At 58.8% G+C, this 23346-nt stretch carries 18 protein-coding genes; 5 read left to right on the forward strand and 13 right to left on the reverse strand.

The genetic code is table 11. The annotated features are described in order from the left end of the window. Positions 1-148 precede the first annotated feature (148 nt). Entirely contained in the window at positions 149-4363 is a 4215-nt protein-coding gene (gene rpoC / locus HY868_04415) for a DNA-directed RNA polymerase subunit beta' (protein ID MBI5301360.1), read from the reverse strand. Positions 4364-4367: 4 nt separating this feature from the next. Beyond that, positions 4368-8363 carry a DNA-directed RNA polymerase subunit beta gene (locus HY868_04420; GenBank protein ID MBI5301361.1) on the reverse strand — a complete coding sequence of 1332 codons (3996 nt, stop codon included), beginning with the start codon at positions 8361-8363 and terminating at the stop codon, positions 4368-4370. A 141-nt stretch (positions 8364-8504) separates the two neighbouring features. Here HY868_04420 and HY868_04425 point away from each other — a divergent pair, with 141 nt between their 5' ends. The 4 genes from HY868_04425 (at position 8505) to HY868_04440 (ending at position 11845) form a co-directional block, all read left to right on the forward strand. Beyond that, complete coding sequence (locus HY868_04425; protein ID MBI5301362.1) at positions 8505-9047, forward strand: hypothetical protein; 543 nt, start codon at positions 8505-8507, stop codon at positions 9045-9047. A gap of 36 nt (positions 9048-9083) precedes the next feature. After that, positions 9084-9662 carry a hypothetical protein gene (locus HY868_04430; protein ID MBI5301363.1) on the forward strand — a complete coding sequence of 193 codons (579 nt, stop codon included), beginning with the start codon at positions 9084-9086 and terminating at the stop codon, positions 9660-9662. Between the two features lie 81 nt (positions 9663-9743). After that, entirely contained in the window at positions 9744-10778 is a 1035-nt protein-coding gene (locus HY868_04435) for a type 2 isopentenyl-diphosphate Delta-isomerase (GenBank protein MBI5301364.1), read from the forward strand. A gap of 56 nt (positions 10779-10834) precedes the next feature. After that, positions 10835-11845 (forward strand): polyprenyl synthetase family protein, encoded by a 1011-nt coding sequence (locus HY868_04440; protein ID MBI5301365.1) that lies wholly within the window; start codon positions 10835-10837, stop codon positions 11843-11845. A 13-nt stretch (positions 11846-11858) separates the two neighbouring features. On the opposite strand, the gene HY868_04445 is transcribed toward HY868_04440, so the two are convergent. The 11 genes from HY868_04445 to nagA form a co-directional block, all read right to left on the reverse strand. After that, entirely contained in the window at positions 11859-12623 is a 765-nt protein-coding gene (locus HY868_04445; protein MBI5301366.1) for a methyltransferase domain-containing protein, read from the reverse strand. A gap of 13 nt (positions 12624-12636) precedes the next feature. Then, complete coding sequence (locus HY868_04450) at positions 12637-13104, reverse strand: NUDIX domain-containing protein (protein MBI5301367.1); 468 nt, start codon at positions 13102-13104, stop codon at positions 12637-12639. Positions 13105-13168: 64 nt separating this feature from the next. Beyond that, positions 13169-13648, reverse strand: coding sequence for a hypothetical protein (locus HY868_04455; GenBank protein ID MBI5301368.1), 480 nt, complete (start codon positions 13646-13648; stop codon positions 13169-13171). Between the two features lie 6 nt (positions 13649-13654). After that, positions 13655-13963 (reverse strand): hypothetical protein, encoded by a 309-nt coding sequence (locus tag HY868_04460; protein MBI5301369.1) that lies wholly within the window; start codon positions 13961-13963, stop codon positions 13655-13657. Beyond that, on the reverse strand, positions 13956-14840 hold the full coding sequence (locus tag HY868_04465; protein ID MBI5301370.1) for a YihY/virulence factor BrkB family protein: 885 nt from the start codon (positions 14838-14840) through the stop codon (positions 13956-13958). Before HY868_04465 ends, HY868_04460 begins: the two co-directional genes overlap by 8 nt. After that, on the reverse strand, positions 14837-15604 hold the full coding sequence (locus HY868_04470; protein MBI5301371.1) for a hypothetical protein: 768 nt from the start codon (positions 15602-15604) through the stop codon (positions 14837-14839). Before HY868_04470 ends, HY868_04465 begins: the two co-directional genes overlap by 4 nt. Then, positions 15601-16254 (reverse strand): class I SAM-dependent methyltransferase, encoded by a 654-nt coding sequence (locus tag HY868_04475; GenBank protein MBI5301372.1) that lies wholly within the window; start codon positions 16252-16254, stop codon positions 15601-15603. The genes HY868_04470 and HY868_04475 overlap by 4 nt, the downstream gene beginning before the upstream one ends. Before the next feature lie 77 nt (positions 16255-16331). Further along, entirely contained in the window at positions 16332-19901 is a 3570-nt protein-coding gene (gene glgP / locus HY868_04480) for an alpha-glucan family phosphorylase (protein MBI5301373.1), read from the reverse strand. Positions 19902-19944: 43 nt separating this feature from the next. Then, the gene (locus HY868_04485) at positions 19945-20700 is read right to left on the reverse strand and encodes an HAD family hydrolase (protein MBI5301374.1); all 756 of its coding nucleotides are present in this window, start codon (positions 20698-20700) and stop codon (positions 19945-19947) included. Between the two features lie 37 nt (positions 20701-20737). Beyond that, complete coding sequence (locus HY868_04490) at positions 20738-21760, reverse strand: D-2-hydroxyacid dehydrogenase (protein MBI5301375.1); 1023 nt, start codon at positions 21758-21760, stop codon at positions 20738-20740. Positions 21761-21835: 75 nt separating this feature from the next. After that, the gene (gene nagA, locus HY868_04495) at positions 21836-23011 is read right to left on the reverse strand and encodes an N-acetylglucosamine-6-phosphate deacetylase (GenBank protein MBI5301376.1); all 1176 of its coding nucleotides are present in this window, start codon (positions 23009-23011) and stop codon (positions 21836-21838) included. A 75-nt stretch (positions 23012-23086) separates the two neighbouring features. Between nagA and HY868_04500 the strand changes: the two genes are divergently transcribed. Next, complete coding sequence (locus HY868_04500; protein MBI5301377.1) at positions 23087-23269, forward strand: hypothetical protein; 183 nt, start codon at positions 23087-23089, stop codon at positions 23267-23269. Positions 23270-23346 lie beyond the last annotated feature (77 nt).

Here is a 23346-nt window from a genome sequence, read left to right on the forward strand (position 1 = left end):
GCATAGGATAAACCAAGCATAACGGAAAATTGTTAAAATGCAAGTAGCACTCCGACGCTTCCAAGCGGAACAAAAACGGTATGTTTCAAGAGTCAGAAACTGGCTGCTTTGAACCTTCGTTCATCAGCCCACCCTAACCCTACCGGAATTACGCCGCCACTTCAGCGGATTCTTCCGAAATATCGTCCACCGTCACTGTCGGCGTCGGTCCCAAGTCCACGAGCGTGGCATTCGGTCGAAAGCCACTGCCGACCGGAATCAGCTTGCCGAGAATGACGTTTTCCTTCAAGCCGCGCAACTGGTCTACGCGACCACGCACCGCCGCGTCGGTCAACACGCGCGAGGTTTCCTGGAACGACGCCGCCGCGAGGAACGATTCGGTCGCGAGCGCGCAACGCGTCAAACCGAGAATGATCGGTTGTGCTTTGGCGGGTGAACCGCCGGCTTCGATGATCTTGGCGTTGCGCTCCTCGAACGCACGGCGGTCGAGAATTTCGCCGGGCAAGAGATCGGTGTCGCCGGAACCCAGGACGCGCACGCGGCGCAACATTTGCGAGACGATGATCTCGATGTGCTTGTCGTGAATGTTCACGCCTTGCGAGCGGTACACGCGCTGAACTTCTTCGAGCAGATAAACCTGGGTCGCTTCCAAGCCCATGATCTCCAAAAGCTGGCGCGGGTTCTTGGAACCTTCGCTCAGTTGGTCGCCCGCTTTGACAGGTTGACCATCTTCCACACGCACGCGCGAGTTCGCCGGCAAATCGTACGGCACTTCTTCGCGCACTTCGCGGCGCACAGTGATCTTGCCTTTTTCGACGAACGCCTTGCCTTCGTGCTTGGCAACGATTTCGTCGTCGTCGTTCAAGGCAAGCACTTGGTCTTTTTCGATCTCATCGCCGTCGGCAACTTGCGCCTTGAACCCGCGTTCGAGTTCGTACTCGTCCGTTTCGGTGTGCGCGTTGACGACGCGTAGTTTGCGTTCTTCACCGTCGGTAAACAACTCGACCACGCCGTCAATCTCGGCGAGCAACGCTTCACCTTTCGGGTCGCGCGCTTCGAACAATTCTTCGACGCGCGGCAAACCACTCGTGATGTCTTCGACGCCTGCCACACCACCGGTGTGGAACGTACGGAGCGTCAACTGCGTCCCAGGTTCGCCGATGGACTGCGCGGCGATAATGCCGACCGCTTCGCCCATGCCAATCAAACCACCGCGCGCGAGATCGCGCCCATAGCACTTGGCGCACGCGCCATGTCGCGATTGGCAGGTCAGCGGTGAACGCGCAAACACCCTGTCCACTTTGGCGGCTTCGACTTGCGCCCACGACACTTCCGAGATCATTTCGCCGGCGGCGATAATCACATCCCCGGTCTTGGGGTTGACGATGGGCGCGGCGGCGATGCGTCCCATCACACGTTCGGCAAAACTTTCGCCAGTGCGTTCTTTCGAGGTCGCGTCAATCCAGATTGCGTTACTTGTTCCGCAGTCATCTTCGGTGATGATGACCTCTTGCGCCACATCCACGAGACGACGCGTCAAGTAACCGGCGTCCGCCGTCCGCAGCGCCGTGTCCGCAAGACCTTTGCGCGCGCCGTGCGTCGAGATAAAGTATTCGAGTGCGGTCAGACCTTCGCGGAAATTCGATTTGATCGGCAATGCGATAATGCGACCAGCCGGGTCAGCCATCAAGCCCCGCATACCGGCAAGCTGGCGAATTGGTTGGAAACCGCCTTTGGTCGCGCCACTGTTCGCCATCACACGAATCGGCGAGCGCGGGTTCATCCCTTTCGCCACAGCTTCGGTTACTTTTTCCGTTGCTTCGGTCCACAACTCGACCGTCTTGACATATTGCTCGTCTTCCGTAATCAGACCCCGACGATATTGCTGCTCGACTTCGGCAACCCGGGCGCTGACACGATCCAAAATTTCGCTCTTTTCGGCGGGTACGTTAATGTCGTCAATCGCAATCGTCAATCCGCTCCGTGTCGCAAAACGGAAACCAATTTCCTTGATGCGGTCCACGATTTCTGCCGTACCTTCGGGACCCAGCTTGTCGTACACCGCGGCGACAAGTTCCTTGAGTTTCTTTTTGTCGAGCGCGTCATTCGCGCCGCGCACTTCGGGCGGCAGAATTTCGTTAAAGATGATGCGCCCAACCGTCGTCTCGGAAAGTCGGCGGCGCGTACCGCGCGCCTTGTTTTCCGCAAGCATCACTTTGATCTTTGCATGCAGGTCCACAAAACCCAGGTCGTACGCGAAGATCACTTCCTCGGGCGACGTGAATACCTTGCCTTCACCCTTAGCGCCGTCCTCTTGCATCGTCAAATAGTACACGCCGAGCACCATGTCTTTGGTCGGCTCGACGATCGGTTCGCCGGACGCGGGCTTGAGCAAGTTCGACGACGAGAGCATCAGCGTGCGCGCCTCGTTCTTCGCCGCTTCGCCCAACGGCACGTGTACCGCCATTTGATCGCCGTCAAAGTCTGCGTTGAACGCCGCGCACACGAGCGGGTGAATTTGAATCGCGCTGCCTTCGACGAGCAACACTTCGAATGCCTGGATGCCGAGACGATGCAACGTCGGCGCGCGGTTCAACAACACCGGGTGATTCTTGATGATCTCTTCGAGCACATCCCAGACTTCGGACGAGCCGCGGTCCACCAGACGCTTGGCGGATTTGATGTTGTGAGCGTAATTGTATTCGACGAGTTTCCGCATCACGAACGGCTTGAACAATTCGAGCGCCATACTTTTAGGCAGACCGCATTGATTCAGTTTCAAATGCGGACCGACCACGATGACGGAACGTCCGGAATAATCTACGCGCTTGCCGAGCAGGTTGCGGCGGAAACGACCTTGCTTGCCCTTGAGCAAATCGGACAGCGATTTCAACTTGCGTTGTCCGCGTTGCGACACGGCTTTGCCGCGCTGCGAATTGTCAATCAACGAGTCCACCGCTTCTTGCAACATGCGTTTCTCGTTGTTGACAATGACTTCGGGCGCGCCGAGTTCGAGCAGACGCTTCAAACGATTGTTGCGATTGATGACGCGGCGATACAAATCGTTCAGGTCGCTCGTCGCGAAACGACCGCCATCGAGTTGCACCATCGGGCGCAAGTCTGGCGGAATGACCGGCAACACCGTGAGCACCATCCACTCGGGACGATTGCCCGACCCGCGCAACGATTCGATCACGCGCAAACGCTTGATTTCTTTTTTCTTGTTTTGCTTCGAGCGCGTCGTCTTGATCGTCTCGCGCACGTGCTCGCCCAGTTCGTCGAGGTTGACGCCGGTGAGAATTTGATAGATCGCGTCCGCGCCCATGCCCGCTTCAAAGAGCGTGCCCCACTTGTCGCGCATCTCGTGATAGCGCGCTTCGTTGATGACTTCGCCGACACGAATCGCTTTGAGGTCGTCCATTCGTTCGTCGTGCGCGTCCTCCACCTTTTCGAGTTGCACATCCAGGTGTTGGCGCACCTTGGCGATTTCCTCGCTCGAGGCGTGTTGCTTTTGCTCGCGCTCCGCGTCGAGGAGCAGTCGCTTGTCGGCTTGCTTGGCGCGAATGTCTTTTTCGATTTCGGCGATGTGCGCCTGCACCACTTCATTCAAACGCTTGCGATGTTTCGTCGCGACCGTCTCGCCTTCCTCCGCGATGATGTCGCCGGTTGGCTCGAAGACAATTGCCTTGCGGATTTCCGAACCCTTGGCTTCTTCGATGCGGTTTTCCAGTTTTTTGGCGATGCTCATCACCTGGTCGGTCTTCTCGGCGAGTTGCTCGTCGAGTTTTTCGAGCGCGCCATCGGTTTTGCGCGAGAGCGTATCGGTTTCTTTTTCGAATTGCTTGTTCAGCGTTTCGATTTCCGCTTCGGCTTTCTGCTCAAGTTCCTGCCGCTTAAGTTGCGCTTCTTTCGAGAGGCGTTGCATTGTGCGCTTGCGCGCGTCTTCGTCCACGCGCGTCACGATATACTGTGCGAAATACAAAACGCGTTCGAGCGCGCGCGGCGACAAATCGAGCAACAAACCGATGCGCGACGGCACGCCGCGCACGTACCACAAGTGCGAGACCGGCGACGCGAGTTCGATGTGTCCCATCCGTTCGCGGCGCACACGCGCCGGCGCGACTTGGACGCCGCATTTATCGCAGATGATGCCGCGATTGCGAATTTTTTTGTATTTGCCGCACGCGCATTCCCAATCGCGCGTCGGTCCAAAGATTCGCTCGTCGAACAGACCGTCGCGTTCGGGACGCAGCGTACGATAGTTGATCGTTTCGGGCTTGACGACTTCGCCGTACGACCACGACCGAATTTGGTCGGGCGAGGCAAGACTGACGCGCATGGCGCTGAAATCACGTAACTCCATCTGTCTACTCCTCACTCGCTTTGCGATTGCGGCGAGCACGTCCGCCGCCAATGCGTTCGCCACGCGCGAATTTTTCGCGCATCGCGGCTTTACGATCCATCGGTTGCTCACCAGCGCCCATCAAACCACCAGCGCCGAGCGACGGCACGCGTTCTTCACTCTCTTCTTTGCCAAACGCCAAACGCTCGCCTTCTTGGTCGTACACTTCTACCGTCAGACCGAGCGATTGCAACTCTTTCACCAACACGCGGAACGATTCCGGCACGCCGGGTTCGAGAATCTCTTCGCCCTTGACGATGGCTTCGTACGTCTTGACGCGTCCGGTCACATCGTCCGATTTGACGGTGAGCATTTCTTGGAGCGTGTGCGCCGCGCCGTACGCTTCGAGCGCCCACACTTCCATCTCGCCGAAACGCTGACCGCCGAACTGCGCTTTGCCGCCCAATGGTTGTTGGGTGACGAGCGAGTATGGACCCGTTGAACGCGCGTGCACTTTGTCTTCGACCAAGTGCGCGAGTTTCATCATATAGATCACGCCAATGGTCACTGGTTGATCGTAGCGGAACCCGGTCTTGCCGTCGTACAACACCATCTTGCCGGACGTCGGCGACGGAACCTTAAGGTCGTGGCTCAGTTTGGTCACTTCGGCGACGAGTTGCTCTTCCGTCAGCTTCGACGACACGGTGCGTCCGTACGCGTCGAGCCACAACCGATAGCACGCGACACGCGCCGTCGTATCCGATTTGGCGCGTTCGTCGAGCGTGCGTTCTTCATCCTCGAACCACAAAACCAAATCGGGATCGTACCCTTTTTCGGCGAGCCAGGCGCGCAGGGTTTGGCGTCGCGCGTAGACGCGATCGGTCGCCAGTTTACGGCGTTCCGTACCTTTGAGCCAATCTTGCAGATACAGTAACCGCGCTTCGTCTTCGTCGTTCAAATCGTCGAGGTTGTACTCTTGCTCGCGCAACCATTCCCACGCGCGATTCGTCACCTGGTTCCACGCGCGATCAATCAACCATGACCGCGCGAGTTCCGCGCTGATTTCCTTTTCGTCCGCGCCGTCGAACACCGGCGACACGACACGGAAACCGAGTCGGTCCGCCGCCCAGCCGAGGTGCGTTTCGAGAATCTGACCGATGTTCATACGTGCAGGCACGCCGAGCGGATTCAAAATAATGTCCACCGGCGTTCCATCTTCGAGGTACGGCATATCCTCGACTGGCACAACCTGGGAGATGACACCCTTGTTGCCGTGCCGCCCCGCCATCTTGTCGCCTTCGGTGATCTTGCGTTGTTGCGCGATCGAAACGCGCACCAGTTTGTCCACGCCCGCGGAAAGCTCACTGTGTTCGTCGCGCGTAAAGACGCGCACGTCCACGACCTTGCCGCGCTCGCCGTGCGGCAAACGGAGCGACGAGTCTTTGACTTCGCGCGCTTTTTCGCCAAAGATCGCGCGCAATAATTTTTCTTCCGGCGTCAGGTCAGTCTCGCCTTTGGGCGTGATCTTGCCGACGAGAATATCGCCCGGTCCCACTTCCGCGCCGATACGAATGACGCCCTCTTCGTCCAAGTCCTTGAGCACATCTTCGCCGACATTGGGAATATCGCGCGTGATTTCTTCGGGACCCAGTTTCGTGTCGCGCGCTTCGATCTCGTGCTTTTCGATGTGGATGCTCGAAAATTTATCTTCGCGTACCATGCGTTCGCTGATGAGAATCGCGTCCTCGTAATTGCCGCCTTCCCAACTCATGAACGCGACGACGACGTTTTGCCCAAGCGCGATTTGTCCGTTTTCGGTCGAAGAACTATCGGCGATGACCTGACCCTTTTTCACCTTTTGCCCGCGTGTCACGATGGGACGCTGGTCAATGCAAGTGGATTGGTTCGACCGATTGTATTTTCGCAACACGTACGTGCGATCTTTTTTGCCGCTGCGAATCTTGATTTCTTTCGCGGTCGAGCTAATGACCTCGCCATCTTCATCCACGACGACGACTTGACCCGAATCGAGCGCGGCTTGCGCTTCCATCCCCGTGCCGACGACCGGCGCTTCGGGGCGCAACAGCGGCACCGCTTGGCGCTGCATGTTCGAGCCCATCAACGCGCGGTTCGCGTCGTCGTGTTCCAGGAACGGAATCAGCGCGGCGGACACGCCGACGATTTGCTTCGGCGACACGTCGAGATACTCAACGCGATCCACCGAATCGGTGAGGAATTGTTGGCGGCGGCGAATCTCCACGCGCTTGTCGAGGAACTGACCCAGGTCGTCCACGCGCGCGTTCGCCTGCGCGATGGTGTGACGATCTTCTTCGTCCGCGGCGAGATACTTGATCTCGTCGGTCGCGTACGCGCGCACCGGAATTTCGGTGCCGCGCGGCAAATGCGCGAGCTTTTCGGCGAGGTCGTCGTCAATCACCGCGCCGGCTTTTGCGATGACCTTGTTGCCTTCCGCGTCTTTGATTTCTTCGCGGACAATGCGACCCAGCATCGCGTCTTTTTTGTTGACGGCGATATTCTTGACGACGCGGTACGGCGTTTCGATGAAACCGAATTCGTTGATCTGTCCATACGTCGCGAGACGACCGATCAGACCGATGTTCGGACCTTCGGGCGTTTCAATCGGGCAAATGCGCCCATAGTGCGAGTGGTGCACGTCGCGCACGTCGAAGCCGGCGCGCTCGCGACGCAGACCGCCCGGACCCAACGCGGACAAGGTGCGCTTGTGCGTCAGTTCCGCGAGCGGATTCGTTTGATCCATAAACTGCGACAACTGCGAGCCGCCGAAAAATTCGCGCATCGCCGCGACGACCGGGCGAATGTTGACGAGATTGATCGCGGACATTTGCTCTGGGTCGCGCACGCTCATGCGCTCGCGCACGACGCGCTCCAAGCGCAGCAAGCCGATACGGAGATGGTTCTGGATCAACTCGCCGACGGTTTTGACGCGGCGATTGCCGAGATGGTCAATGTCGTCACCATGCTCGACGCCGTTGTTCACCATGATCATGCGCTCGATGACTTTGATCAAGTCGTCGGCGCGCAAAATACGTTCCTGCGGCATTTCGCTGACCGGAACGTCCGTGCCGTACAAACGGCGATTCAATTTGTGGCGACCGACTTTGCCCAAGTCGTAGCGACGTTGCGTAAAGAGCAACGTCGCCAAAAAGTTCTTGGCGTTGTCGAGCGTCGGCGGATCGCCGGGACGCATCTTTTTGTAGAACTCAAGCAACGATTGATCAATCGTTTCGAGCTTGGGCGATTCGCGATCCAGCGTCGTGCGGATGTACTCGTGCTCCGGGTTGTTGTCCACGCCGGCAAACAAGTTGAGCAAATCGTCATCGCGCCCTTCGCCAACGCCGATGGCTTTGAGCAACATCGTGATCGGAATCTTGCGCTTGCGGTCCACTTTGACGGAAAGAATATCGCGCTTGGACGTTTCGAACTCGAGCCACGCGCCGCGATTCGGAATCAACTTTGCCGAACAGAGGACGCGACCGGTCGCGCGATCTTCGTCCGCGCTGAAATAGACGCCTGGCGAACGAATCAACTGCGACACGACGACGCGTTCCGCGCCATTGATGACGAATGTCCCGTGATCCGTCATCAGCGGAAAGTCGCCCATGTAGACTTCGGACACTTGGTATTCGCCGGTTTGATTGTTGACGAGCGCGACTTTGAGGTGCAACGGCGCCGCGAACGTCATGTCCATCTCGCGGCACTCGGCTTCCGAGTACTTGGGATCGCCAAAGCGAAAAGTCAAACCAAATTTTTTCGCGGCGTCATTGTCGCCGGGAAAATGCAAACTGTACTCTTTGTTGAAAGACTCGATCGGGGAAATCTCGTCGAAAAGTTCACGCAGACCATCAGACTTGAACCACTTGAACGACTCGATCTGGACTTGGATGAGTGTGGGGATGCTGTGCACGTCGAGGATTCGGGCGTACGATTTTTGGTCAGCCATCAGGTTGTTGACTGCCGTTGGCATCGTCAATTCGCTCATTCAATACTCCTCAAAAAAACGAAATGGGCATGCAAGGCGGCGCGGGCAAGACGGGCGTCTCTGCCCGGCAGGCGAACTGAGGGCATAGTCAACCTGCTGGATACGCGTCGCGGGTTGTTCACGCGGGGAGCAACCAGTTGCATGCAAACGATTCAATTAGGCGCGAGAGATGGGGACAGGAGTTGGCGACACGCTTTCGGGCAACGCGTTTCAGCGAACTCCCTCTCAGACAGAACGCATCTGACAATTCGCGAGGCAATACGAGAGAAGAACACCGACCGAACGGTGGGAGAGTATACGCAAGACCGCCAGAGAAAAATGCAAATCGTCACACGTGGCAAAAAAGATGACTGGTGTGACAAAAAAGTTAGTCTAAGAAACGAAAAAAAGTTGGCAGTCCCGCGCAACAAAAAATACCGACCGCGACTCGCACTTGCCCCGCGCCCGAAAAATCTTGATGCTCTTGAGCGAATTCGGATTTTACGCATAATGCGGTATTTTGTCAAATTTGACAAATGGCTTGGGTGTGCGTCAAAATTTTGGAACACTCAACCTTGCGAAGGTTTTGACGGCAAAACAAATATGATTGCCGTTCAACCTTCGCAAGGTTTTTTCACCACCCAAAAACTTGACGCACACCCAAATGGCTTCAAGCCGATTGACGCCCGATGCTTTTTGGCATAAGATTCGTCAAGTGGATGGCTCACACAAGGAGCGATTATGGCGGCAAAGATCACATCCCCCATACTGCAAGACGCGACTGCTCGCGTGGGACAACTCGCCATCAGCGCGGATTTGGTCGCGGAAGTTCATCGTCGCAAGACGCGTGTCGCGTTTTCGTCACTCGTCAGCGGCGGATTTACGCTCAACATCATCAACACAGTTTTCGTTGATCCCCACCTCGACAACCCAGCCAGTTTCGATTGGCTCGTCTGTATTCTCGCGCATGAATTCTGCCACGTTCAGCAAAAATATTGGGTGGACTCGGTCGAACAAGAATTGAAATGCTATCAAGTCCAAGCGCGCGTATGCCAGGAAATCAAACTGGACGCCGCCAAGCCGTTGTACGATCGCTTTCTGCCGCTCGATCCGAAAAACGCGAATGATCTAGACACGGCGCTCCAGTACATCATCGAACTTGCCGGGGGTTCCGTGCCTACCCAAACGATCTACAAGAGTCTACCCAAGTCGCAGCCAACCCGTCTGATCCAACGCATCGTCGCGGCGATCAAAGAGTTGAGCGCCGCCGCATTAGCCGGCATCCAATCCGTGCGCTTGACACGCGCGCGCCAAATGTAATACATCCGCGATTCTGTGTTATAATCCCGCGCGTGTCATCGCATCAGCCATCGGCAATTCGCGCGCTGACCAAGGATTCGAATGCCAGACGATACCACGCATCGCAATCGCAAACTTGAGCACCTCCGCATCAATCTGCAAGAAGATGTCCAGTTCCATCAAACGACGAACGGACTCGAACGTTATCGGTTCATTCACCAAGCCCTGCCCGATCTCGCGCTGAACGAAGTTGATTTTTCCACCACCCTCTTCGGCAAGCGTTTGCGCGCGCCGCTCCTGATTTCTTCGATGACCGGCGGCGCGGGCGAAGCCGAACGCATCAACCTTACACTCGCCGCCGCGGCGCAAGCGACCGGCGTCGCGATGGGGCTGGGATCGCAACGCGCGGCAATCGAAGAACCATCGCTCGCGTACACGTACCAGGTGCGCCGCGTCGCGCCGAACATTTTGCTGTTCGCGAATCTCGGCGCGGTGCAGTTGAACGACGCGTACGGCATCGAGCAATGTCGCCGCGCGGTCGAGATGATCCAAGCCGACGCGCTGATTCTCCATCTCAACGCGATTCAAGAAGCCGTGCAAGCCGGCGGCAACGTGAACTGGAAAGGACTGCTCGGCAAAATCGAGCAAGTGTGCCGCGCGCTCGACGTGCCGGTGATCGCGAAAGAAGTCGGCTTTGGAATTTCCGAGGATGCAGCGCGTCAACTGGCGAGCGCCGGCGTCGCCGCGATGGATATCGCGGGCGCGGGCGGCACGTCGTGGACGGCAGTCGAAGCGATGCGCGCGCCAACCGGTTTTCTGCGCCGGCTCGCGGAAGCATTTTGGGACTGGGGCATTCCCACCGCCGACAGTCTCGTGCGCGCGAAACGCGGCGCACCCAATTTACCGATTATCGCGAGCGGCGGCATTCACGACGGCATCGAGGTCGCCAAGTGCCTCGCACTCGGCGCGGCGCTCGTCGGTTTGGCGTCGCCGATGTTGCGCCTTGCCGAGCAAGGCGTGGAGATAACCATCGAAGGCATCAAACTGCTCGAAGAAGAATTACGCACCGCGATGTTTGGCATCGGCGCAGGCGATTTACACGCATTGCAAAACACTTTGCATCTCGAACGAATTTAGCGCGCGCCAAATCGAAACTGGATTCTTCCGTCAAGATTGATTCGGAGTCATCGCGCATGAATAAATATCTCGCCGCGCTCGAAGCAGAATTGCGTCGCCTCGTCGTCGCCCCGGATTCCCCGTACTCCACGTACTATGGCATGTTTCGCTATCATCTCGGCTGGGTTGATACCCAGTTTCACGCGACCGTCACGCATCCGGGCAAACGTATTCGCCCATTGTTATGTTTGCTCAGTTGCGAAGCATTATGCGGCAATTGGCAACGCGCCTTGCCGGCGTCGGTCGCCATCGAGTTGGCGCATAATTTTTCGCTGATTCACGACGACATCGAAGATCAAAGCGACGAACGCCGCGGGCGCGCCGCGGTGTGGAAAGTGTGGGGAATCGCGCAGGGCTTGAACGCGGGCGACGGAATGTTCGTCTTGGCGCGCCTCGCGTTGGATCGAATGCTCGAAGACGGCTATCCGCTCGCGAGTTGCGCGACAATCAGCCATGTGTTTGACAAAGCCACGCTCGCGCTCTGTCACGGTCAATTCCTCGACCTGGGTTTCGAAACGCGTCTCGATGTGACCGTGGACGAATACATGCAAATGATTCGCGGCAAGACCGCCGCGCTCATCTCCGCCGCGACGCGCATCGGCGCGATGCTGGCAACCGAGGACGCGACTCAACTGGATGCGTTCGCGCGGTTCGGCGAAAACATCGGCATCGCGTTTCAAATCACCGACGACATTCTCGGCATCTGGGGCGACCCAGCCGTGATGGGCAAATCCGCCGCGACCGATATTTTGTCGAAAAAGAAATCGTTGCCCGCGCTCTACGGCTTGAACCATCCTACGCACGGCGAAGCGTTGCGCGCGCGGTACCACAAGTCGCAACTCGACGAACGCGATGTCGCGCAGGTGCTCGCGTTGCTCGACCAAGCCGGCGCACGCGCGTTCGCCGAACAGCGCGCCGACGAATATCGCGCGGCGGCGCACGCCGCGCTCGACGCAACCGGCATCGCCAATAACGCGATGACCTTGCTGCGCGAAACCGCCGAACTGATGACCAAACGCGTGCGCTGACCAAGCCCATTCATTACGCCATCGCCACAATAACTAAATCCCCCGACTGCGCGAGATCGAACGGTTCGCCTTTGAGATTGCCGTAAAATCCAATCGCGCGAAAACCGGCGCGGCGCAACGCCGCTTCGAGTTCGCGTTGTTGGTACGGACGCTGCGGCGTACTCTGCACGTCCACCGACCAGCCCTCGCGGCGATGGCTAAATAACGCGATGTTAAACGTAATCAGCGATTCGCCATAATCCGCGAATCGCCACACCAGCGTCTCGACATTGTTAAGCGCACCAGCATTCACCGCGAACCAACGCGGCTTTTCGCGCCAGCGTTTATCGTAGTTGAGATTGTGTAGAATCAGCACCCCGCCCTCGCGCAGCGACGCGCGCATCCCCGCTAGACTCGCATCAAGTGCATCATCGTCCAGCACGTGGACGAGCGAATTACCGAGGCACAAAATCGCGTCGAATTGTTCGCCAAACGTCTTGGGTAACTCATCGAAGCGCGCCATCGCGAAAGGAATCGTGATGCCGGCTTGCGCCGCGTTCGTCCGCGCGCGCGCGATCATCTGCGCGCTGGCATCGCTCGCGCTCACGTGATAACCGCGCCGCGCGAGTTCAATCGCGTGCCAGCCCGTGCCGCACGCGCAATCAAGCACGGAACGCGCGGCGTGCCGCGCGAGCGTCGCTTCGATGAACGGCATTTCGAGCGCGAGGCGCGCTTGCCAGTCCGTCATCACGTCGAAAAATTCCGCGAGCCGGTCGTAGAATTCGGTTTCGGTCAACACACTCCGTACTCCATCACATGCCGCGTTGGATCGCGTCAAACACGCGCGGGGGCATGACTTGAAAATGCGCCAGTGTTAATCGCGCGATCTCAATCCAGCGTGGCTGGGACGATTCTTCGTCGTCCACGCGATCATCTGCCAACAGATCAAACGTCAACGGCGCACACCAGTAGAAAAATTGATAACTCTGAAACGCGAGATCAGCCGGATCGTAGTAGAAAAACCGTTCCTGAAAATCAAGCAATCGCCCGACCGCGATTTCGATGCCGGTCTCTTCGCGCACCTCGCGCTGGAGCGCATCTGGCAAGGTTTCGCCAAGTTCAACGCCGCCGCCGGGCAAGAAATAGTACGCGTTCCGACGATTGCGGGTTAACAATACTCTGTCCTCATTGATAATCACACCATACACCGATGGGCGCATCGTCAACTTTTCGCGCGGCACCATCTTCGTTCCACCGAGAAATGCGTGACATTCAACCATCATCTTCTCCAAGACAAAATTGGGCACGGATGGATGCGGCTGTATGCAGATTTTTTATCCGCGTCTACCCGCGCTCGTCCGCGTCCAAAAGATTATCTCCGATTTTCGCAACGACGCTCGGATCCACCCAGACCGCGCTATCAATCTCAATCGCAACCGCGCCCGCCGCGAGAAATTCAAGCGCATCTTCCGCCGAGTGAATGCCGCCGCACGCGACGAGCGGCGCATCCAATTTCAATTCGCGAATCTCGTCCAGCGCGTTGAGCGCGAGCGGCTTGACTGCTGGACTGTACAAACGTCCGTGCCACTTGCGCCCTTCGCGCATCACCATCCCGCGCGGCGCGCGTCCGATCACGAGCGCGTTCGCGCCGGCGGCAACACACTCCGCCGCCGCGGCGCGCGCGTTCGCAAGATCGAGTTGCGCGAGACTCGGCAATTCCGTCGCCGCGCGCGTCGCGCCGATCACGTCTCTTGCGTTCATCGTCGGATTGAGATGGAGTTCAACTCCGCCCACACCGGTAATCCGTTCGAGGCGCGCCGCCATCGCGCCTCATTCGCGCGCAGATTGTGCGGCAAGCGCGACGATGATCGGCATGTCACTATGCACGCTCGCGCGTTCCAATTCGCGAAGCGCACGCGATAATCCTGGGTTCGCCGCACTCGTGTTGATCAGCGCGCCACCGGGAATTTCGACAACGCGCGGCAGAGACGCACCCGCGCGCGGATGCAACGTCGTCGGCAAAGTGACGACTGCGCCGATGTTCGCCGCATCCAGAAATTCTGTATAGCCGCCTGCCGCGACGATCAACGGATGCGCGAGCGTGAGACTCCGTTTCCAATTCGGCGCGAGTTCAATCATCCGGCAACCCCGCGCGAGAGCGCACTGCCGCGATCTCCGCGCCATAGAGCAAAATCGCCGCGGAGATATAACCCCACAACATCAGCGCGATGATCGCGCCGACTGATCCATACACGAGATTGAGCAACGCGAAATTGGTGATGTACCACGCAAAACCCAGTTTCGCAATTTCCCATAGGATCGCGGCGATCAATGCGCCGAACCAAACCGTGCGCCAACTGGCGCGACGACCGGGCACAAAGCGATAGAGAACGACAAATACGAGGAAACCCAGGATGAGCGCGCCGAGGACGGGCAACACTTGCGGCAAAATATCGCGGCGTTGCAACACGCCATAGTGAACGCTCATTCGAATCGCGGCAGTCGTAACGAAACTGAGACCGAACAATCCGCCCGCGCCGATCACCATCGCGAGTGACTGCACGCGACGCCGCCACGCCGGTTGCGTGTGCTCCATCTTGAAGGCGCGATGAATACCAAGTTGCATCAGGTCGAACACGCCGGCGGCGGACCACACAAATCCCGCGATGGCGGCAACTGTCAACGCGCCGCGCAAGCGAATCACTTCTTGCAGGGTCGCACGAATCATCTGCGCGCCGGCGGGCACATAGCCGCTGATCAAACCGGTCACCGCGCGCATCGCTTGATCGGAATCGAGAAAAAGACTCGCCATCGTGAGGACGAACAACGCGAGCGGAAAAATCGAGAGGAGCGCATAGTACGCGAGCGCGGCGGCAAGCGTCGCGCATTGATCGGCGCGGTACGCGCGCCACGCCAGCGCGAGCGCGCCGATGAACGGCATCGCCTGCGCGCGCGTTTCAGTCGTTTTGACAAAATACGAAACGCGTTGCACCTGATTTTCAAACCACGGATTCATCGCGCGCTCCGTTTATCGAACCACGTCAGATCGAAGGCGGGACCGTCCACACAAACGCGTTTCAAACCACTTGATGTTTCCATCGCGCACGCGTAACACACGCCTGTGCCGCACGGCATCGCGACGTCCATGAGTACACGCGCAAACCCTGGGTTGAGCCGATACCGCGTCAGACGAATCGTCTCGGCAAGCGATTGGCGCAACACGTCCGATCCGCTTGCAACGACCGCATCCGCCCACGCAATCACCTCAGCAAGCGCATCCGCATCCGTCCGAAATTCGATTTCCGGCGAGAGCAAATGAACCGGAAATGCAACCCCCTCCCCATCCCCTCCCCCGCTTGCAGGGGCGGGAGTATTCGCGCGATGCGCCATCACGACTTCACACCCGCGCGCAATCGCATCGTGCGCGACGGGAACCAGGCGCGCGATGCGCGTGTCATCGCCAAACAACGCGATGCGCCGCGCGCTCGCGTCGAATTCGAGCGCGTGACCGAGCGGCGCGAGCAAATCGAGTACGTCGCCGACACGCGCACGCGCGACCAGCGCGTCGTCCGATTCCATCGCGAACGATATGCGCGATCCTTCACGCGCGTAGAACCACGCGACGCGGCGCAAGTACGGATCGTACGACCCAGGATCGCAGACGAGCGCGAACTGCGCCGGGCGAAACGCGTTCGCCAGGTCGGGCGCGCCGAACGTGAGCAAGTGCGTCTGCGACCACAGCGTGTGCGATTCGATGAGTGTGCAGAGGTGTTGTTTCACGGGAAGGTTGCCGCGAGCAAAATCGTGCGACCGCGGGTCGCGAAATATGGCGCGCGGATGAATACGCGATGCACGATGACGCCGAGCGCGCGCAACGCGCGCACGCGCGAGAAGTAAGGAAAAATCGTGATGCCAGTTTCGACGCGCCACCCTGCGCGCGTAAACGCGTCGCGCAATTCAGCGAGCGCATAGACGTGCGCGTGATCGGCGTCGGCAAAATGCGCGGGATCGGGATAGCGCGCGTTCGGCGTGGCGAGGGCGACGCGCCCGCCGGGTTTCAGCACGCGCGACCACTCGCGCAACGCGGCGGCGAGATCGTCAATGTGTTCGACGACGTGCTGACCGATCAGCGCGTCGAACACGTGATCGCGAAAAGGCAACACGCCATCGTCGCCGATTTGGGTCACATCGAGATGTCCCGGCAAATCGTTACGACTGCGCGCCAGTTCGAGCGCGACATCCAGCGTATCCACTCCGAAAGGCAACGCGTTGCGTGCGCGCAGCATTCGCAACACGCCGCCGCCGCCGCAACCCATTTCGAGAACGCGCGCGCCGCGCGTCACGCGCGCGAGGTTCATCAAGTACTCCGCTTCGATGCGCCAATCGCGCCAGGACTCGCGCGCGGTAAAGTACGCTTCGGAATAAGCCATGGAGAGATTTTCGATTTGCGATTTTGGATTTTCGATTTGCAATTCGCAATCCGCAATCCGCTATTCGCCATTCGCCATCAACGCGTCGCGACCGGCACGTAATAATTCGTCACGTACTCTTTCAGCATCCGCTTGGTCGAGTAGCGCGGCGCAATCGTCTTGATCGCGTTTTTCATTTTGCGAACCCACTCGCGGGGAATGCCATACGCATCGCGCGAGTAATAGTACGGCGCGACCTCGCGTTCGAGCGTCGCGTAAAACGATTCGGCGTCCGCGGCGTCTTGCGCGTCGGCATTGTCCCACGCGCGGTCTTCGCCAATCGCCCACCCATTGACCGTGGCGATGTACCCTTCACGCCACCACCCATCGAGCACGCTAAAATTCGGCGCGCCATTCACGGATGCTTTTTCGCCGCTCGTGCCGCTCGCTTCGAGCGGACGCCGCGGATTGTTGAGCCACACATCCACGCCTTGCACCAAATGCCGCGCGACCTTGATGTCGTAATCTTCGATGAACGCGATGCGGCCGGCAAACCCAGGTTGGCGCGAGAATTGCACGATGGCACGAATGAACTCTTTGCCGGGATTGTCCGCCGGATGCGCTTTGCCGGAAAAGAGAATTTGCACTGGGCGCTCGGGATGATTCAGAATGCGCTTCAATCGCTCGGCGTCGCGAAACATCAACACCGCGCGTTTGTAGGTCGCAAACCGCCGCGCAAAGCCCAGCGTTAGCGCCTCCGGGTCCATCGTCGCGCCGGCGCGTTCCTGCGCGAGACCGTACAAGCGTTGCTTGAGCATCCGATGCAATTCCCACAAACGTTCGTCCGGAATATGGTCCACCGCGTCCCACAATCCTGGGTCGTCCAAACGCTCGCGCCAATCGCGCGGCAAGAATTCGTCGAACAAGGTGTGGTACGCCGGCGCGAGCCAGGTCAAGGTGTGGACGCCGTTCGTGACCGCGCCAATCGGCACTTGGTCTTCCGATTTGCCGGGGTACAACCACTGCCACATTTTGCGCGAGACTTGACCATGCAGTTGACTGACGCCGTTCGCCGCGCCGGCAAAGCGCAACGCGAGCACGGTCATACTGAACGCGCCATTGTGATTCGCGAGATTGAAAAATTCCTCGCGCGACAAGCCGAGCTGTTTCACAAAACCGCCGAAATATTTTTGCATCAATTCGGGACTGAACGCGTCGTGCCCCGCCGCGACCGGCGTGTGCGTGGTAAACACCGTCGTCGCGCGCACGCGTTCGCGCGCCTGCGCGAATGGCACACCCGCGTGCGCCAATTCGCGCAAGCGTTCGATGATCGAAAAGGATGAGTGCCCTTCGTTGAGATGCCACACACCGGGGTTGTAACCGAGCGCGCGCAGCACGCGCACGCCGCCGATGCCAAGCACGAATTCTTGGACGAGGCGCGTCTCATTGTCCCCGCCGTACAAACGCGCCGCCAGTTCGCGATCCGCCGGCGCATTGACATCCACGTTCGTATCCATCAAGAACAACGGCGCGCGTCCGACCTGGATGCGCCACACTTTGACATAGACCGAACGACCGGGTAACTCCACTTCGATCATCACATCGCGCCCGTCGGGTGTTTTCGCGGGCAACGCCGGCACGAGTGCGAAATTGAGTTTCTCGTAAATCGCCTCTTGCCAACCGTCGGGGTTGAGTTTCTGTGTGAAATATCCTTGCGGATACAAAAAGCCGACGCCGACGAACGGCAAACCCAGGTCGCTCGCTTCCTTGATGTGATCGCCGGAGAGAATGCCCAAGCCGCCGGAATAAATCGGCAAGCATTGATGCAAACCGAACTCGGCGGAAAAATACGCAATCGTCGTATCTTTGATGTACGGGTACGTTCCGCCGAACCAGGTCGTCGGCGGTTGGATGTAGGCGTCGAACTGCGCGAGCGCGGCGTCGAATTTTTCCAGGTATGCCGGGTCTTGACTTGCCGCGCGCAAACGTTCTTCACCCAATTCGCGCAAGAGCCGGACCGGGTTGCGATAGACTTGCTCCCACAACACCGGATCAAGGTCTTCGAACACGTATCGCCCCGCCGGATTCCAACCCCACCACAAGTTGTACGCCAACTCGCCCAGACGCACGAGACGCGGCGGCAACGCGGCAAGCATCTGCGCGGTGTGGTCCATATCTTCAGCGAGCGCGTGCGCGGTTTGCGCGGCGCGTTCGTGAATGATCAGCGCCTCGCGATACAACGCGTCGTACTTTTTCCCTGCCGTGTCCCAGGAAAAATCGTGCGCCATGGCGCGGGTCTGCAAACCGCGCCACACGTCCGACGCGGCGTACACCTGGGTCGCGCGCACGATTGCGGCGAACATCGCCCAGCGGTCGAACGGGCGAAACACGAAACCGGCGCCGGTGTTTTGCGCGAGATCGAAATCCTGCACCGTGTCCGCCAACCCACCGGTCGCGCGCACGATCGGGATGCAACCATACCGCATCGCGATCATTTGATCGGTGCCGCACGGCTCGGTGCGGGAGGGCATCAACAACATGTCTGCGCCGCCGTGAATTCGGCGCGCGAGCGCGGGATTGTAATTCGGCGTCACTGACACGCGGTCGGGATAACGCTCGCGCAAGCGCGCGAAAAAATCGTGATAGTTTTGATCGCCCGCGCCCATCACGACAAATTGCAGGGGCAATGTATCAAGCACGTGATCAATCGCGTCGGTGACCAGCGCGAGACCTTTTTGATTCGTCAAGCGACTGACCATCGCGAGCAACGGCGCGGCGATCTGCGGCAGACCCAGTTCGCGTTGCAACGCGGTTTTGTTCGCCGCGCGTGCGTCGAGCGTGCGCGCGTCGAAGGTTTGCGCCAGGTGCGTGTCCGTCGCCGGATCGTACTCGACCGTGTCGAGTCCGTTTAGAATTCCGACAAGATGTTCGCGACGGTCGCGCAAAAAGGGATCGAGCTTTTCGCCAAACTCGGGCGTTTGAATTTCGCGCGCGTACGTTTCGCTCACGGTCGTGATCTTGTCGGCGAACGAAATGCCGCGCGCCATGAAATCAATCAATTGATGCAAGTCCGGCGCGACGCTGGGATGCGCGATAAAACCATACGGCATCAGCCCGGCGATTTCGAGAATCCGCAAACCGAAAATGCCTTGATACGCGATGTTGTGAATCGTGTAGACGGTTGCGGTGTCGGCAAAAAAACGATCGGTCGCGTAAATCGTACGGAGCCAGTTGGGGATGAGCGCGGTGTGCCAATCGTGACAGTGGATAACGTCCGGCTGCCAATTCAGGCGGCGCAACATTTCGAGCGACGCGCGCGCAAAGAAAATAAATCGCTCCGCGTCATCCTGATACATGTAGATGCCGTCGCGATCGAACAGGCGTTTGTTCTCGATGAAATACACCGGAATGTTTCCGTCGAGTTTGCCTTCGAGGATTGCCGCGTTGTCGCTCGCGCCGTCGAGCGGCACGGGAAAGGGGTTGAGCACCTTTTGCAAATTGAATTGCGCCGGATCAATCCGTCCATAGCGCGGCATCGCGACACGTACATCGTGACCGAGCACGCGCAACGCTCTGGGCAACGCGCCCGCCACATCGGCAAGCCCGCCCACTTTGGCGAACGGCACCATTTCCGCCGAGAGCATCAAGATTTTCAGTTTGTCCGTCACTGGATCACCTGCCGTGGAAAAGTGGATTGGAAAGATGCGCCGATCACTGGACGCGCCAACGATCCAAGACGTTTGGAATTTCCGCCAATGCGCCGACGACCGCGTCCGCCTGCCATTCGGGATCGTTCGCCAATTCGTCCGGAATTTTTTGCCACGGCATATTGGTGCCGCGTTCGGTGAGAATCGCGCGCATACCTGCGCGATGCCCACCGATGATGTCGTACCGCGGCGAATCGCCGACCATCACGATTTCGTGCGGCGCGATGCCCCACGCATCTGAAATCAGGTGAAAGATGCGCGGATCCGGTTTGCGCCAACGCGGATCGGACGCGCTACATACCACTGGATCGAGATATTTTTCCAGATCAAGTCGCTGGACTTGGCGAAACACCAAGCCCTCGTCATCCGCGTTCGAAATCAAACCGATTCGCAAACCACGCGCGCGCAAAATATCCAGGGTCGCGTGTGTGTCGGGGAACAAGAACCAATGCGATTCATTCGGCGCAAAGTACGCCTCGACTGCGCGCGGCAACCAGCCGTCCAGTGACGCATGTCCCAGTTCGACGAGTGTGTCGCGCAACGCATCCTCGACGCGCGCCTCGAACCCGGTTTGCTCCGCGCGATTCCAATGCCATTTACGATGTTCGAGAAAACGCGCGCGAAAATCCTCCGGCACAGTTACGCCGTTCGCGCCCAGGAATGCAACGAGGTTGGCGGTCGAGACTTTATCAATCTCTTCCCACGTGCCATCGAAGTGCATCAACGTACCGCCGAGATCGAAAATGATTCCACGAATCATAGCCAATTCACATTTGACGATTATCAATAGATAATCGTCAATATCCTTTCTCTTTGTTAATAAGATTCAACAACTCTGCGCCATTCAAATAGCGCCGCAAATTCTCCGCGAACAACGCGACCGCGCGGTCGTCATAGTGCGGCGTCGCCGCCGACACGTGCGGCGAGAGCAACACGTTCGGCGCGCGCCACAACGCGTGGTCTGCCGGGAGTGGCTCTTTCTCGAACACATCCAGCCCCGCGCCGGCAATGCGATTTTCGTTCAGCGCGCGGAGCAACGCGGCTTCGTCCACCACGCCGCCGCGCGCGATGTTCAGAATGAACGCGGACGATTTCATCGCGCCCAGTTCCGCGTCGCCGATCAGGTCGCGCGTGTCTGGCGTCAACGGCGTCGCGATCAAAACGAAATCGGATTGCGCGAGCAAATCGCGCAACTGCGCGAGTGTGAACCACGCATCAGGAAACGAACCGTCGGGGTCGCCCGTGCCTGGCTCGACATAGCCGCGATCTACGCGCGTACCACTGCGCGAGAGCGCGAGCACGCGCATTCCAAAACCCAGTTTGGCGATCCGCGCGACGTGCCGACCGATACTGCCATAGCCGACCACGCCGAGCGTTTTGCCGTGCAGTTCCGTGCCGAGATACAAACGCCATTTGTGCGGCGACCATTCCGCTTGGTCTTGCTTGCGCACCATCGTCGGCAGTTTGCGCGCGAGCGCGAGCATCATCGCGATCGTCATTTCGCCAATTGGAACCGCATGCACGCCGCTCGACGTCGTGAGGCGAACATCGCTCTGCAAGATCGGATGCGCGGCAAGATGATTGATGCCGGCGGTGTGCAGTTGCGCCCACCGCAATCGCGGCGCGCGAGCCAGATCGCGCGGGGGGACCGTGCCATAAAAAATTTCCTCATCGCCGTCGAACAAAGAAGTGGTATCCTTGGTGTCCGCGCCTTCGGGCAAGGATCGTTGGACGAGCTCCAAATTCGGCGAGACCGCGCGCAGACGATTGATTTGCGTTTCATTGAAACGCAGAGTCATCAACACTTTGATACGTTCCATCTCTATCGTCCTTTACAAGATCAGGGCGAGATGACCTCGCCCCGTACCGTCGCCATTATACCGAAAAGAAAACGATTAAGCAAAGGCATCGAAAACGACTTGACCCGCGACCATCGTCAGCGCGACGCGTCCCGTCTCATCCATCACGATCACGTCCGCGTCCATCCCCGGCGCGAGCGCGCCTTGCGCCGTCAAGCCGAGCGCGCGCGCTGGATTCGTCGTCACCAGGGCGAGCGCGTCATTCAACGCGAGATTCGCGTACGCGCGCGCGTTCATCACGGCGCGATTCAACGTCAGGATGCTCCCGGCAATCGTGCCATCTTCCAAGCGCGCGACCCCATCCACAATCCGCGCGGTTTGATTGAGCATCGTGAACGTGCCTTCGGTCATGCCGCCGCCAGGAATCGCATCCGTAACCAGAATCACGCGATCCACGCCGAGCGCGCGCACGAGAATTTTCACGGCGGCGGGATGCGCGTGGATGCCGTCGCAAATCAACATGCCCATCACCGCGTCCGAACTGAGCACCGCGCCGAGCACACCCGGTTTGCGATGATGCAAACCGCTCATCGCATTGTACACGTGCGTGACGAGCGGGAACGCGCCGGACGCGAGCAAATCGCGCGCGTGGTCGTACGTCGTGTTCGAGTGACCGAAACTAACGCGCACACCTTGCTCGCCGAAAAAGCGCGCGACCGCGGGCGCGTTTGGCAAGTTGCCGGCAAGTGTGACGAGGCGCAAACCGCCGCGTGCGGCGTCCCAGTATTCGCGCGCTTCGTCGAGTGTCGGCGCGTGCAAGACGCTCGGCGGAAACGCGCCGCGCTGTTCCGGATCGAGCCAGGGTCCTTCGAGGTGAATGCCCAGGGGTCGCGCGCCGCCGCGCGTGCGCGGAATCGCGTCCGCTAGCGCGGCGAGCAGGCGCGCGATAAACGCGCAGTTGCCCATCGTCGGCGAAATCAGAAAACGCGTGACGCCGAACCGCGCGACGTGGCGCGCGAACGCGTCGAGTTCCGCCGCCGCCGTTGCGGGCGATGTGATCGAAACGCCCAGACAGCCGTAGGTGTGAATATCCACCAAGCCCGGCGCGATGAGTTTACCTTGCGCGTCAATGAGCTTGGCATCACTGGGAAGGCGCACCTGCTCGCGTGTGCCCAGGGCGTGAACCTGGTCACCCTGAACCAGGAGCACGCCGTCTGGGATAACCTGGCTGGGAGTCATAAGCGTGCCGTTGACGAATGCTTGAATAGTCATACGCAAATTTAACACCATTCCTGGGAGAATTCGGGTATACTGGGATTACGAGTTTGAATTCCAGGGAGGTAAAGAATGGCAAGTACAACCAAACACAACAAAGCGTGGACCAAGGACGACATCACGGTTCTGCGCGAGATGTACCGCAAGCGCGTCGTGCATCGCGAAATTGCGGCGAAACTCAAACGCACACTGGTCGCCGTCGAATCGAAAGCGACGGAACTGGGTCTGGCGAAAAAACGCAGCAAAAAAAAGTAAGGCGAGTCTGACAGGTTCGGTGAACCTGTCAGACTTTTTTTGTGACCGCGCAACCTTGCGGAGGTTGGTAACCTTCG

Source organism: Chloroflexota bacterium (assembly GCA_016219275.1).
GTDB lineage: Bacteria > Chloroflexota > Anaerolineae > UBA4142 > UBA4142 > JACRBM01.